General features: G+C 73.7%; 10 protein-coding genes. 1 reads left to right on the forward strand and 9 read right to left on the reverse strand.

From position 1 onward, the window contains the following. Positions 1–166 precede the first annotated feature (166 nt). Positions 167–334, reverse strand: a complete 168-nt coding sequence (locus ACFVZH_RS14945; RefSeq protein ID WP_362564892.1) for a hypothetical protein — start codon at positions 332–334, stop codon at positions 167–169. Positions 335–826: 492 nt separating this feature from the next. On the opposite strand from ACFVZH_RS14945, the gene ACFVZH_RS14950 reads away from it, so the two are divergent. After that, complete coding sequence (locus ACFVZH_RS14950) at positions 827–2,023, forward strand: protein kinase (protein WP_384897131.1); 1,197 nt, start codon at positions 827–829, stop codon at positions 2,021–2,023. A gap of 47 nt (positions 2,024–2,070) precedes the next feature. On the opposite strand, the gene ACFVZH_RS14955 is transcribed toward ACFVZH_RS14950, so the two are convergent. The 8 genes from ACFVZH_RS14955 to ACFVZH_RS14990 all read right to left on the reverse strand — a co-directional run bounded on the left by ACFVZH_RS14955 (position 2,071) and on the right by ACFVZH_RS14990 (position 13,326). After that, complete coding sequence (locus ACFVZH_RS14955) at positions 2,071–2,889, reverse strand: TrmH family RNA methyltransferase (RefSeq protein ID WP_384897134.1); 819 nt, start codon at positions 2,887–2,889, stop codon at positions 2,071–2,073. 86 nt (positions 2,890–2,975) lie between these two features. Next, entirely contained in the window at positions 2,976–4,208 is a 1,233-nt protein-coding gene (cobA, locus tag ACFVZH_RS14960) for a uroporphyrinogen-III C-methyltransferase (RefSeq protein WP_384897137.1), read from the reverse strand. 346 nt (positions 4,209–4,554) lie between these two features. After that, positions 4,555–8,175 (reverse strand): nicotinate-nucleotide--dimethylbenzimidazole phosphoribosyltransferase, encoded by a 3,621-nt coding sequence (gene cobT, locus ACFVZH_RS14965; protein ID WP_384897140.1) that lies wholly within the window; start codon positions 8,173–8,175, stop codon positions 4,555–4,557. A 305-nt stretch (positions 8,176–8,480) separates the two neighbouring features. Then, positions 8,481–9,755 carry a precorrin-6y C5,15-methyltransferase (decarboxylating) subunit CbiE gene (cbiE, locus tag ACFVZH_RS14970; protein ID WP_384897141.1) on the reverse strand — a complete coding sequence of 425 codons (1,275 nt, stop codon included), beginning with the start codon at positions 9,753–9,755 and terminating at the stop codon, positions 8,481–8,483. A 72-nt stretch (positions 9,756–9,827) separates the two neighbouring features. After that, positions 9,828–10,463, reverse strand: a complete 636-nt coding sequence (locus tag ACFVZH_RS14975) for a GNAT family N-acetyltransferase (RefSeq protein WP_384897144.1) — start codon at positions 10,461–10,463, stop codon at positions 9,828–9,830. Positions 10,464–10,659: 196 nt separating this feature from the next. Next, a complete protein-coding gene (locus tag ACFVZH_RS14980; RefSeq protein ID WP_384897147.1) occupies positions 10,660–11,514 on the reverse strand; it encodes a MetQ/NlpA family ABC transporter substrate-binding protein in 855 nt (284 codons plus the stop codon). A 94-nt stretch (positions 11,515–11,608) separates the two neighbouring features. After that, a complete protein-coding gene (locus tag ACFVZH_RS14985; protein WP_384897149.1) occupies positions 11,609–12,277 on the reverse strand; it encodes a methionine ABC transporter permease in 669 nt (222 codons plus the stop codon). After that, positions 12,274–13,326: a methionine ABC transporter ATP-binding protein gene (locus ACFVZH_RS14990; protein ID WP_384897152.1), complete on the reverse strand. Its 1,053-nt coding sequence runs from the start codon at positions 13,324–13,326 to the stop codon at positions 12,274–12,276. Before ACFVZH_RS14990 ends, ACFVZH_RS14985 begins: the two co-directional genes overlap by 4 nt. Positions 13,327–13,824: the final 498 nt, after the last annotated feature.

Consider the following 13,824-nt stretch of genomic DNA (forward strand, 5'->3'; position numbering starts at 1 on the left):
CGGGCGGCGACGGGTTTCGGGGAGGCGTTTCGTGGTGGGAAAGCGCGAGGGCCGGTCAGCTCCCCAGCTGACCGGCCCCACGCTGCCGTCCGCCGCACCCCCGTCCCCACGGGGTTGATGGCCGGATGTCCCGACCCGGGCCGCTCTCCCGGGTCCGGGGCGCCGCTCAGCGCCCCAGCATCACGCCCACGGACGACGCTTGTGTGACCACCGCGTCCCAGCCGCCGAAGACGACGACGAGCAGGGCCGCGAGAGGGAGGACCATGGCGGTGGCCACCAGGGGGTGGCGCTGGCCCGAAGGCCGGGTGCTCGTCCGCGGTGCCGTGAAGGCCATGGGTCCTCTCCTGTCATGTTCGGCGCGGCGGGTGCGTAACCTCGGGGGACGAGTGCTGTACCCGCCGCTTGACTTCAAGACTAGGGAGCGGGGAGGGCCGGGACGTCATGCCCGCGTACCGACTTCCGGGCCTCCCGGAGGATGACGCCCGCCCGTGTGGCGTACTCCCCTGGGTGGAGAAGGGGGCCTCGGACACGGGGTCTTCCCGGAGGGGACGCGCCGGCGGGCGTGACTTCGCTCACTTCGCGGGGTGCCGACCGCGCGGGCGGGCGCGCGAAGCCGGGGTCTGGCCCCCCGGACCGGTCGGCGGCTTTCGCGACGGTCCGTCAACTGATGTCCGGACAAGGGGGGTTGGCATGTGCCGACGTCCCGTGCGGGTCGGCGGTGTTCCCGTCAGCACTGACAATCGATCCAGGCCGAGGGCGCGGCCTATGAGCACGTGCGGGCGCCACTACGTAAGCTGTGCCACGTCGAACGGACGAGGGGACGGACATGGCGATGATGCGGCTCCGGCGCGAGGATCCGCGGATCGTCGGGTCGTTCCGGCTCCACCGCAGGCTGGGGGCCGGCGGGATGGGCGTCGTGTACCTGGGGTCCGACCGGCGCGGCCAGCGCGTGGCGCTGAAGGTGATCCGGCCCGACCTGGCCGAGGACCAGGAGTTCCGGTCGCGGTTCGCCCGTGAGGTGTCGGCGGCCCGGCGCATCCGCGGCGGCTGCACGGCCCGGCTCGTCGCCGCCGACCTGGAGGCCGAGCGCCCCTGGTTCGCCACCCAGTACGTGCCCGGTCCCTCGCTGCACGACCGGGTCGCCGAGGAGGGCGCGCTGCGCGCCGCCGACGTGGCCTCGATCGGGGCGGCGCTCTCGGAGGGCCTGGTCGCCGTCCACGAGGCCGGGGTGGTGCACCGGGACCTGAAGCCGTCGAACATCCTGCTCTCCCCCAAGGGCCCCCGCATCATCGACTTCGGCATCGCCTGGGCCACCGGGGCCAGCACCCTGACCCACGTGGGCACGGCCGTGGGCTCGCCCGGCTTCCTCGCGCCCGAGCAGGTGCGCGGTGCGGCGGTCACGCCGGCCACCGACGTGTTCTCGCTCGGCGCCACCCTGGCGTACGCGGCGATGGCGGACTCGCCCTTCGGGCACGGCAGTTCCGAGGTCATGCTCTACCGGGTGGTGCACGAGGAGCCGCAGCTGCACGGGGTGCCGGACGCGTTGGCGCCCCTGGTCCGGGCCTGCCTGGCGAAGGACCCGGAGGACCGGCCGAGCACGCTCCAGCTGTCGATGCGGCTCAAGGAGATCGCGGCGCGCGAGGCGCAGGGGCTGCCGGCCTCACGGCCGCCCGTGCAGCGGGACCGGGTCGAGGAGCGGCACCCTGCCCGGCCGACGGAGCGGTACACCGAGCGGGACACGCGCGGGCGTGACCCCGAGCGCGGTACGGACCGCGACCGCGGCGCCGAACGCGACCGGCCGGCCGGGCGTGGTCCCGGACCGTCCTCCCGGCCCTCCGGGGGTCCCCGGACCGGTGGCTCGCGCCCCCAGTCGCGTACCGGCACCCGGCCCGGCGCCCGCTCGACGTCGACCGGCCGCCGCCCCGCCAACCCGCGGCTGCTGCGCCAGCGCCTCTTCGTCTTCGTGGTCGTGACGCTGGTCGTGGCCCTGGGAATCGCCGCCGCTCAGGCCCTTCAGGGCTAGGGCCTGCCGTCGGGAAGGTCCCGCCGGACCGGGGTCCGGCGGGGGCTTCAGGACTCCGGTCGGCCGGTGGCGACCGCGTAGAAGGCGACGGCTGCGGCGGCGCCGACGTTGAGCGAGTCGACGCCGTGGGCCATGGGGATGCGGACCCATTCGTCGGCGGCGCGGAGGGCCTGGGTGGAGAGGCCGTCGCCTTCGGCGCCGAGCATCAGCGCCACGCGCTCCAGCTTGTGCGGGGCGGCCTCGTCGATGGAGGTCGCCTTCTCCGCCGGGGTGAGCGCGAGGAGCTTGAAGCCCGCTTCGCGCACGGTCTCCAGACCGCGGGGCCAGGTGTCCAGCCGGGCGTACGGGACGGAGAAGACGGCGCCCATGGAGACCTTCACCGAGCGCCGGTAGAGCGGGTCGGCGCAGTCCGGGGAGAGCAGGACGGCGTCCATGCCGAGGGCGGCGGCGCTGCGGAAGATGGCGCCGATGTTGGTGTGGTCGTTGACCGACTCCATGATGACCACGCGCCGGGCGCCGGCGAGCAGTTCGGCGGCGTCCGGGAGCGGCTTGCGCTGCATGGAGGCGAGCGCGCCGCGGTGCACGTGGTAGCCGGTGACGCGTTCGGCGAGGTCCGGCTGGATCGCGTACACGGGTGCCGGGACCTCGTCGATGACGTCCCGCATGACGTCGACCCACTTGGCGGAGAGCAGCATCGACCGCATCTCGTACCCCGCCTGCCTGGCCCGGCGGATGACCTTCTCGCCCTCCGCGATGAACAGGCCCTCGGCCGGTTCGCGTCTGCGGCGGAGTTCGACGTCGGTCAGGCCGGTGTAGTCGCGCAGGCGCGGGTCGTCGGGGTCGTCGATCGTGATGAGTTCGGCCACGAGGTGATACTGCCTTGTCCGGGGTGTGGTGCCAATGTGTGCGGGGTTCGGTTGTCCCCGGTCGCGTCGCGTGGGCGCTTCCGGGGTCACTTCACGAGCTTGTCCGGGCCCTCGGTGACGACCTCGCCGATGACGATGACGGCCGGCGGACGGACCTCCTGCGCCTTGACGGTCTCCGCGACCGTCGCGAGCGTGGCGTCCACGCGGCGCTGTGTCGCCGTGGTGCCCTCCTGGACCAGGGCGAGCGGGGTCTCGGGGTTCTTGCCGTGGGCGATGAGCGCCTCGGCGATCTTCCCGATCTTGTCGACGCCCATGAGGATCACGAGGGTGCCGGTGAGCTTGGCGAGGGACGCCCAGTCGACGAGCGAGCGCGGGTCGTCGGGGGCGACGTGGCCGCTGACCACCGTGAACTCGTGGGCGACCCCGCGGTGCGTGACCGGGATGCCCGCCGCGCCGGGGACCGAGATCGAGCTGGAGATGCCGGGGACCACCGTGCAGGCGATGCCCTCCGCGGCGAGCGCCTGCGCCTCCTCCATGCCCCGGCCGAAGACGAACGGGTCGCCGCCCTTGAGGCGGACCACGGACCGGCCGGCCTTCGCGTGCTCGATGAGCGCGTTGTTGATGGCCTCCTGGGCCATGAAGCGGCCGTACGGGATCTTCGCCGCGTCGATCACCTCGACGTGCGGGGGCAGCTCGTCCAGGAGGTCGCGCGGGCCGAGCCGGTCCGCGATGACCACGTCCGCCTCGGCGAGCAGCCGGCGGCCGCGCACGGTGATGAGGTCCGGGTCGCCGGGGCCGCCGCCGACCAGGGCGACGAAGGGGGTACGGGCGCGGTGCGCGGGCGCGGCGATCGAACCTTCGCGGAGCCCCTCGACGATCGCGTCGCGCACGGCGGCGGAGCGGCGGGGGTCGTGGCCGGTGAGCACCGCCACGGTGATCCCCGCGTCCCGGCCGGTGGCCGGGGTCCAGGCGGTGGCCGCCTCGGCGTCGTCGGAGCGCACGCACCAGGTGCGGGTCCGCTCGGCCTCGGCGGAGGCGGCGGCGTTCGAGGCCGGGTCGGTGGTGGCGACCAGTGCGTACCAGGCGTCGGCGAGGTCGCCGTCCTCGTACCGGCGCTTGGTCCAGCGGATCTCGCCGGCCTCGGCCATCGCCTCGACGGAGGGGGTGGCCGACGGGGAGATCAGCGTGATGTCGGCGCCTGCGGCGATCAGCGCGGGAAGCCGGCGCTGGGCGACCTGGCCGCCGCCGAGGACGACGACGCGGCGGCCGGCGAGGCGCAGTCCGACGGGGTAGGCGGGGTGCTCGGCGTTCTCGGCCATGGGTGAGCGGCTCCTCGGAGAGCGTGGCGGTGCGGGCGAGGGGGCCGCTGCGGCGGTGAAGCGGCTCGTGCACAGTCACGATATCTGTGACCTGGGGTTTGCAAGGTGTGACGGATGTCCCGCCGGGGTCCGGGACGTGGGCGACGCGGTGTCGCGGATGCCCAGCCGAGGGATCCGGGACGTGGGCGCCGCTCCCCGACCGCGTTCGGGACTGCGTGATCCACGGTGCCCCGGCCCTTGGGACGGTGGCCCCTCGGTGGGCGCCACACGTCACGTTTTCCGTCCCGAACACGGTCCCTGCGCGTCCCCCACTCGCCTGAGTGGGTGGGGGACGCGCAGGGCGGTGCTACTTCTCGGTGACGCCCGCCGAGTCGAACGTGGCCACCTCGTGCATCGCGCGGGCCGCGCTCTGCACGAGCGGGAGCGCGAGCAGCGCGCCCGTGCCCTCGCCGAGGCGGAGGTCCAGGTCGACCAGGGGGCGCAGGCCGAGCTTGTTGAGGGCCGCCACGTGGCCGGGCTCGGCGCTGCGGTGGCCGGCGATGCAGGCCGCGAGCGACTCGGGCGCGATGGCCCGGGCCACGAGCGCCGCCGCGCCGGTGGAGACGCCGTCGAGGATGACCGGGGTACGCAGCGAGGCGGCACCCAGGACCAGGCCGACGAGGGCCGCGTGCTCCAGGCCGCCGACCGCCGAGAGGACGCCGATCGGGTCCGCCGGGTCCGGCTTGTGGAGTTCGAGGGCGCGCCGGACCACGTCCACCTTGCGGGCGTGCGTCTCGTCGTTGATGCCGGTGCCGCGGCCGGTCACCTCGGCGGCGTCGACCCCGGTGTAGACCGAGATGAGCGCGGCGGACGCGGTGGTGTTCGCGATGCCCATCTCGCCGGTGAGGATCGCCTTGTTGCCGGCGGCGACCAGGTCGCGGGCGGTCTCGATGCCGACCTCGATCGCGGCCAGCACCTCGTCGCGGGTCATCGCGAGACCGGTGGTGAAGTCGCCGGTTCCGGGGCGGACCTTGCGGGGCAGCAGGCCGGGGGTGGCCGGGAGCTCGGAGGCGACGCCGACGTCGATGACGCAGACCTCGGCACCGACCTGGTTGGCGAAGGCGTTGCAGACCGCTCCCCCGCCGAGGAAGTTGGCCACCATCTGGCCGGTGACCTCCTGCGGCCAGGGCGTGACGCCCTGGGCGTGGACGCCGTGGTCGCCGGCGAAGATCGCGACGGCCGCGGGCTCCGGGATCGGCGGCGGGCACATCCGGGAGAGGCCGGAGAGCTGGGCCGAGATGATCTCCAGCATGCCGAGCGCGCCGGCCGGCTTGGTCATCCGCTTCTGCCGCTCCCATGCCTCGCCGAGCGCCTTGGCGTCCAGCGGGCGGATGTTGGCGACGGTCTCCTGGAGGAGGTCGTGCGGCTCCTCGCCGGGCAGGGCGCGGCGGCCGTACGTCTCCTCGTGGACGACCCAGGCCAGCGGGCGGCGCTTGGACCAGCCCGCCTGCGCCAGCTCGGGCTCGTCGGGGAACTCGTCGACGTATCCCACGCAGAGGTAGGCGACCACTTCGAGGTGCTCGGGGAGGCCGAGGGTACGGACCATCTCGCGCTCGTCGAAGAAGCTGACCCAGCCGACGCCGAGGCCCTCGGCGCGGGCGGCGAGCCAGAGGTTCTCGACGGCGAGCGCCGAGGAGTACGGGGCCATCTGCGGCTGCGTGTAGCGGCCGAGGGTGTGGCGGCCGCCCCGGGTGGGGTCGGCGGTCACGACGATGTTGACCGGGGTGTCGAGGATGGCCTCGATCTTCAGTTCCTTGAACTGCTTGGCCCGGGCCTTCGGCAGCGACTTGGCGTACGCCTCGCGCTGGCGCTGGGCCAGTTCGTGCATCGTCTGCCGGGTCTCGGCGGAACGGATGACGACGAAGTCCCAGGGCTGCGAGTGGCCGACGCTGGGGGCCGTGTGGGCGGCCTCCAGGACGCGGAGCAGCACCTCGTGCGGGATCGGGTCGGAGCGGAAGCCGTTGCGGATGTCGCGGCGCTCGCGCATCACGCGGAGGACGGCCTCGCGCTCGGCGTCGTCGTAGCCGGGCGCGGGAGCGCCCTGGGCCGTCTCCACGTCGGCCTCGGCGGGGTCCGCGAGGGCTTCGGGGGCGGAGTCGGGGACGATCTCGGCGTCGGCCGCCGGGGCGGCTTCCGGGCCGGCCTCGGGGGCCTCGGGGGCCTCCGCGGCGAGCGGTGCCGGGGCGGTCGGGGCCTCGTCGGCCACCGCGGCCACGGGCTGGACCGGCTCGGGCGCCTCGGCGGTCCCGGTGGCCTCGACGGCCTCCGCGGCCTCGGCGAGGACCTCCGGCGCGGCCTCCTCCTGCTGCTGCGTCTCCGGGGCGGCGGGAGCGGCCTGCTCCGGCTGCTGGGCGATGACGGCTTCGGCGGCGGCGTCGGCCTGCTCGGGCAGGGCCTCCGACGCGTCCTCCGCGACCACGGGGATCTCGTCGGCGACGGCCTCGACCGGGGTCTCGGCAGGGGTCTCGCCAGGAGCCTCGGCAGGGATCTCGTCGGGGGTCTGCTCCGACGGGGTCTCCGCCGCGGCGACGGGCTCGGGGACCAGCGCGGCGACGGGTTCCGCGGCAGCCTCGGCGACCGGTTCCACGACCGCCTCCGCCGGCTGTGCCGGTACGTCGACGGGCGCGGCCTCGGGTGCCACGGCGGCCGCGGCGGGCTCGGGCTCCCCGGCCTCCGCCGGCGCGGGTACGGCGGTCTCCGCGGCGGGCTCGGCCTCACGGGGCACGGGCACGGTGAGCGCCTGGGCGTCGGCGGCCTCGGCGGCGACGGTCTCGGGAGCGATGTCCCCGGGGGTCTCGTCCGGGGTGCCTGAGGCGACCGGGGGAACGGCTTCGGGGGCCGCCTCGGCGACGGTCTCCGTCGCAGCGGGGGCCTCGGTCTCGGGCAGCGCGGCCGGCGCCTCGGCCTCGGCGGCGACCGGCTCGGTGGCCGCCTCCGCGACCGGCTCGGCGACCGGCTCGGCTACCGGGGTCGGAGCCAGGTGCGGGGCGGTCGGGACGGAGCCCTCGACCTGGACGAACCGGGCCGTCGGCGGGACGACCGTTTCTGCGGGGAAGGCGACCAGGGGCGCGGCCTCCTGGGGCTGCGCGGCCCACGGCTCGGCGCCCTGCGGCGCGAGCTGCTGGTCCTGCGGGATGTCGAAGTACTCGGGGCCCGTCGTGGGCGGTCCCGGGTTCCGCAGCGGGACGGGCGCGGGCTCGGTGGCCACGGCCGGCACGGGCTGCGGGGCGGGAGCGGCGGCCGGCGCGGCCGGGCCGCGGTCGGCCAGGGAGAGCACGACGCCACCGGTGACGTCGGGCACCGGCGGGCCCATGTGCAGCGGGCGGCGGGCGGGCGGCGGGACCGGGGCCGTGCCGGGCGGCGGCACGCGGACGCCGCCGAGGTCGACGGAGCCCGTGTCGCGGCCGGCGGCCTCGTGGGCGCCGGTGTCGAGGATGCCCGGCTCGTAGCCGTGGTCGGTGGCGACCTGCTCGTACGCCGCGGCGGGGACGCCGTGCGCCGGGGTGCCGGCGGCGTGGCCGAGCGGGACGCCCTGCGGCGGCGTCTGGCCCTGCGGAGCGGTCAGCACGTCGGCGAGGGCGACGGAGTCGGGGTACGGGCCCGTGAGCGGGTCCGTCAGCGGATCGGTGAGCGGGTCGCCCATCGGGGCCGCGGGCTGCGGAACGCCCTGGTGCGGCATCGCCTGGTGGGGAACCACGGGTGCCGTCGCCGGTGCCGGTACGGCGACCGGCGGAGCGGGCGCGACACCCGGCGGGTGCTCGCTCCAGGCGCCCTGGGCGCCCGGCATGAGAAGCAGGTCGTCGTCCTCGGTGGCGTGCTCGGAGGGGTCCAGGAAGGTGTACGCGCCCGGTGCGGGGATGCCCGGCTGCTCGACCATGCCTGCGTTCTCCGGCAGTCCCTCGCCCGGGACCTGGCCGGTGTCCGTCATGCGTACCCCTCGCCCATCGCTTGTGCTCCTTAGACCTGCGCCCGTCGACAACAACGAGCGCGCGCGCCGCGCGGCACGAAGGACACGCGGACACCCACTTATTGTCGCGGTCCTCGGCCATCGTGGCAGGGAGATCCGCCACGGTGCGCTGTGGACTGCGCCACGTCGCGCGGTCCCCCCTTGTCCCGTACCACATCAGCGACACAAAGGAGCCACCAATTCAGGACATTGACGCACAGAGTGTCGAACGTCCGGGTCCGGTACAACAATCGGCCAGCCTACCCTGCCCCGGCGGGGCGGCCGGGTCACGGGGCACGGTCGATCCTGCGTCCGGACAGCAGGAAGACGACCGAACGCTCGCGTTCCGACCAGTCGGCCGGGTCGAGTCCGACGGTCTGGAGGAGGAGGCTCTCGACGGCGTAGCCGCCGCCGTCGAGGGCCGCGCCGATCGCCTCGGCCTCGTCGCGGGTGGAGGCATGGGCGACGATCCGCTCCGGGCGCCGCTCGGTGCAGGCCCGGACGACGGGGACCCCGCCGCCCGCGACCCGTACGACGTCGGGCTCGGGGAGGCTCTCCAGGACGTGCGGGGCGCGGCCCGGGACGGTCTGGAGGGGGACGCCGTGGCGGCGGGCGGCCGCCTCGGTGCGGGCACAGGCGGCCGGGTCGGCGTCCACGGCGATGACGGCGGCGCCGAAGCGGGCGGCCTCGACGGCGAAGGCCCCGCCCGCGCAGCCGATGTCCCACACGAGGTCGCCGGTACGGGGGCCGAGGCGGGCCAGTTGGGCGGCGCGCAGGGCGGGGTCCTCGCCCGCCGTGGTGCGCGCCCCGCCCCGCGCGGAGGAGCCGGGGCCGGGGCTCCCGGGCCCGTACCCCTCGGGGTCGTACTCCTCCAGGGGCAGTCCCCAGCCCCGTACGGAGCGGACGGCCGGGTCCTGGCCCGTCAGCCAGGTGCCGCCGGGGACGACGGTGCCGCCGCTGACGCCGCCGATGACGAGGACGACGTTGGGGTCGCGCCAGACGTGGTCGGCGGCCTTGTCGGAGGTGAGGACGGAGACCTGCTCGCGGTCGGTGCCCAGCTCCTCGCAGACGACGAAGGTGCGGTGCACCCCGTCGAGGAGGAGGGCGAGTTCGGCCGGTCCGGCGCCGGGCGAGGTGAGGACGGCGACTTTGGGGTGGGCGCGGCAGACGTTCACGGCGCGCCGCAGGGTCCGCTGGTGGGCGACGACGACGCGGGCGTCCTCCCAGGGCATGCCGGCCCGCGCGAAGGCGGCGGCGACCGCCGAGACGGCGGGCACGACCTCGATCTCCAGGCCGTGTTCGGGGGCGCGCAGGGTGCGGACGACACCGAAGAAGCCGGGGTCGCCGTCGGCCAGGACGACGGCGGTGCCGCGGTGGCCGGCGATGCGGCGGGCGGCGAGGTCGACGCTGCCGAGGCGGATGCGTTCGGCGTCGGGGGGCACCTCGGGCAGCGCCAGGTGATGGGCGGCGCCGGCCACGAGGGTGGCGGCGGACAGAGCGGACCGGGCCGCCTCCGTGAGGGGCGAGCCGTCCCAGCCGATCACCGTGACGCGGTCGGCCATCGTCGTCTGTCTCCTATGGTGTTGTCGCAGGTCGGGGGCGTGCCGAGCGTACCCCGGGATGACCCCGGGGGCTCAGCTCCAGTCGGTGTACGAGGAGTACCCGGCCTCGGCCATCTGGTCGGCGACGCCGTCGAGGTCCTCGGGGAGGAGGCCCCAGACGATGAAGTCGGTGCGCAGGTCGGTCCAGCTGCCGTCCTCGGTACGGGTGCGGGCTATGCACGCGTTGCGCAGGACGCCCTCGCTGATGCAGCCGATCTTCTGGGCGACCTGCTGGGACGCGGTGTTGTCGGCCGCGGTGCGCAGTTCGATCCGTTCGAACTTCTGGTCGCCGAAGAGCCACTGGGCGGTGGCGAGCGCGGCCTCGGAGGCGTAGCCCTCGCCGCGGGCCCAGGGGGCGACGATGTAGGAGATCTCGGTGGAGCGGACCTTCCAGTCGGTCTTGGCCAACTGGATGATGCCCACGAGGCGCTGGGTGAGGAACTCGGTGACGGCGAGGTCGATGCCCCGGCCGGCGGCGCGCTGGGTGGGCGCGTACTCGGTGATCCAGGTGCGGGCGGCCGCCTCGGTGTACGGCTGGGGCACCGCGGTCCAGGCGGCGACGAGTTCGTCGTTCATCATCTCGGCGAGGGCGGGGGCGTCCGCCTCCTCGAGCGCGCGCAGCACCAACCGGTCCGTGTTGATGGAGATGTCCGGAAAGGTGGTAGTCATGCGCAGCTCCATGCCGTGGACCGTCCGAATCGACCGTGAACGCACAGCATGCAGCATGCGACCGCCGGTGCGCATGGCCGGGTGGGATGTCGGGCGGGGGTACGCCGAAGGCCCCGCGCACCGGACGGGATGCGGGGGCCTTCTGCGCAAGGACTGTACGGGGGAACCGGTCTGACGGTCCCTCGGACGCCGGGGCTTACTTGACGGCGCCGAAGGCCGGGATGACCGAGCCCTTGTAGGTGTCCTCGATGTACTTCTTCACCTCGGGCGAGTTGAGGAGCTCGGCGAGCTTCTGCACGCGGGCGTCCTTCTCGTTGCCCTCCTTGACGGCGAGGAAGTTGGCGTAGGGGTTGCCCTCCGCCTTCTCCAGGACGAGGGCGTCCTTCGCCGGCTGGAGCTTGGCCTCGATGGCGTAGTTGCCGTTGATGACGGCGGCGTCCACGTCGTTCAGGGCGCGGGGCACGGTGGCGGCCTCCAGCTCCTTGAACTCCAGGCCCTTCTTGTCGGTGATGTCGGACAGCTTGGCGTTGGTGCCGACGCCCGGCTTGATGGTGATCAGGCCGTTCTCGGCGAGCAGCTGGAGCGCGCGGCCGCCGTTGGTGGTGTCGTTCGGCACGGCGATGGTCTGGCCGGGCTTGATGTCCTTCACCGACTTGAGGCTCTTGGAGTAGAGGCCCAGCGGCTCCAGGTGGACGTTGACCACCGGGACGATGGTGGTCTTGTTCTTCTGGTTGAAGTCGTCGAGGTACGGCTTGTGCTGGAAGAAGTTGGCGTCGACCAGGCCGGACTGGGTGGCGGTGTTCGGCAGGACGTAGTCCGTGAACTCCTTCACCTCCAGCTTCAGGCCGGCCTTCTCGGCCAGGTTGTCCTTGACGAAGTTGAGGATGTCGGCGTGCGGCGTCGGGGACGCGGCGACGACGAGGGGCTTGTCGGCGGAGCCGGCCGCGTCCTTGGCGGAGGACGGGTCCGACGAGGTGCCGCAGGCGGTGAGGCCGAGGGCGAGGGCTGCGGTGGCGGCGACGCCGGCGGTGAGCTTGATGTTCTTACGCACGAAGAGTGCCTCTTTCAGGTGGTGCGGTGGACGCCTGGACAACAAGTCCGGGCTGTTCTTCGAAGGACGAAGCCTGTGGGTGGGGCGGGACGGCTCAGGCCGTGCGGCCCCGGCGGGCGAGGAGTCGGACGACTCCGTCGCCGATGAGCTGGACGACGGTCACGATCAGGACCAGGACGACGACGGTGACCAGCATGAAGGTGGTGTCGAAGCGCTGGTATCCGTAGGTGACGGCCTTGGAGCCGAGGCCCTCGCCGCCGACCGCGCCGGCCATCGCCGAGTAGCCGATGAGCACGATCACGGTGGTGGTGACGCCCGAGATCAGCGAGGGCAGGGCCTGCGGGAGGAGCACCTTGCGGACGATGGTGGGGATGCCGCCGCCCATCGCCTGGACGGCTTCGACGAGCCCGTGGTCGACCTCGCGGACGGCGGTCTCGACGAGCCGCGCGAAGAAGGGGATGGCGCCGATGGCGAGCGGCACGATCATCGCGGTCGGTCCGATGAAGGTGCCGACGACGAAGGTGGTGAAGGGGATCAGGGCGATCAGCAGGATGATGAAGGGCAGCGAACGCCCGATGTTCACGATCGCACCGACGATCTTGTTCACCGGCCGGTTCTGCAGCAGTCCGCCCTTGTCCGTGAGGACGAGGAGGATGCCGAGCGGCAGGCCGCCGAGCACGGTGACGACGGTGGCCCACAGGACCATGTAGAGGGTGTCGACGGTGCCCTGCTCCAGCAGCGGCTGCATCTCGGACCAGGTCACTTGGCACCTTCCTTCACCAGTACGGGCGCGTCGGCGATCTCCTGCGCGTCCTCGACGATCTCCACCTGGAGGCCCTGCTCGCGCAGGAAGCCGACCGGCACGACGTTGTCCTCGTACCGTCCGGGCAGCTCGATCCGCATCCGGCCGATCTGGTTGCCGCCGACGGTGTCCATCGCCGCCCCGAGGATCGAGATGTCGATGTTGTACGTGCGGGAGAGCTGGGAGATGACCGGCTGGGTCGCGGCCTCGCCGTGGAAGGTGACGTCGACGACGGTCCGGTCGGGGCCGGTGGCGGCGCCGCCGACCGGGAAGAGCTCGGCGGCCAGCTGGGAGCCGGGGGTGGCGAGCAGTTCGCCCACGGTGCCCGATTCGACGATCCGGCCGTGCTGCATGAGCGCGGCGGAGTCGCAGATCGTCTTGACGACGTCCATCTCGTGCGTGATGAGCAGGACGGTGAGGCCGAGCTGCCGGTTGAGGTCGCGCAGCAGCTGGAGGATGGAGCGGGTGGTCTCCGGGTCGAGGGCGCTGGTGGCCTCGTCGGAGAGGAGGACCTTGGGCTCGCCGGCGAGGGCGCGGGCGATGCCGACGCGCTGCTTCTGGCCGCCGGAGAGCTGGGCCGGGAAGGACCCGGCCTTGTCGGCGAGGCCGACCAGGTCGAGGAGTTCGAGGGCGCGGCGGGAGCGCTCGGCGCCGGAGACGCCGAGGATCTCCAGGGGAAGCTCGATGTTGTCCTTCACCGTGCGGGAGGACAGCAGGTTGAAGTGCTGGAAGACCATGCCGATGCTGCTGCGCGCCCGGCGCAGGTCCTTGCCCGCGCGGCGGCCCTTGCCGGCGAGCGCGGTGAGGTCGACGCCGTCGACGGTCACGGTGCCGGAGGTGGGGCGCTCCAGGAGGTTCACGCAGCGGATGAGCGAGGACTTGCCGGCGCCGCTCTGGCCGATCACGCCGAACACCTCGCCCTCGCGGACGTGGAGGTCGACACCGTCCAGAGCGGTGACCTGCCGGCCGCGCGACTCATAGACCTTGGTCAGGCCCGAAGTGGTGATCACAGGGGTTTCCGTCACTGTCGAGTGCGCGGCGCGGGGTCCGCCGGGCACGGGGAATTCGTCATTCGGACAGTCAGGCGCACGAAAGGCCGGTCCGGCGATGGCCGGAAGGCGGCGGGTGCGCCGGGCGGGCACGGTCCACCGCCACAGGAGGGGAGGATCGGCACGGCCGTCGGGTCTCGCTTCGGGGCGCGAAACTCAGGCGGGGGCCCTCAGAAGGCGCACATTCGACACATACAACGAGCACCGGGCGTCGTGGTCGCCTCGGTCGCAAGGATGCGGCTGCTCGTCGTGGTCATGTCTGCAAGTAAAACATGCGCAGCTGCGAACACCAGGGGCATGTCCGAATAGCGGACATCGTTGAGACGCCATGCGGACACGCGGGAGGCGGGGTCCGCGCCCGCCGTTCCCTTGTGTGGCCTGCGGGGACGGGCCCGGCCGAGCGGGGGCGGAGGAGCACCGTGCGGGCCCCGGCCGGGCGCCGGTTGTGGCCAAGGCCAC

It is taken from the genome of Streptomyces sp. NPDC059534 (assembly GCF_042743475.1).
Taxonomy (GTDB): Bacteria; Actinomycetota; Actinomycetes; order Streptomycetales; family Streptomycetaceae; genus Streptomyces.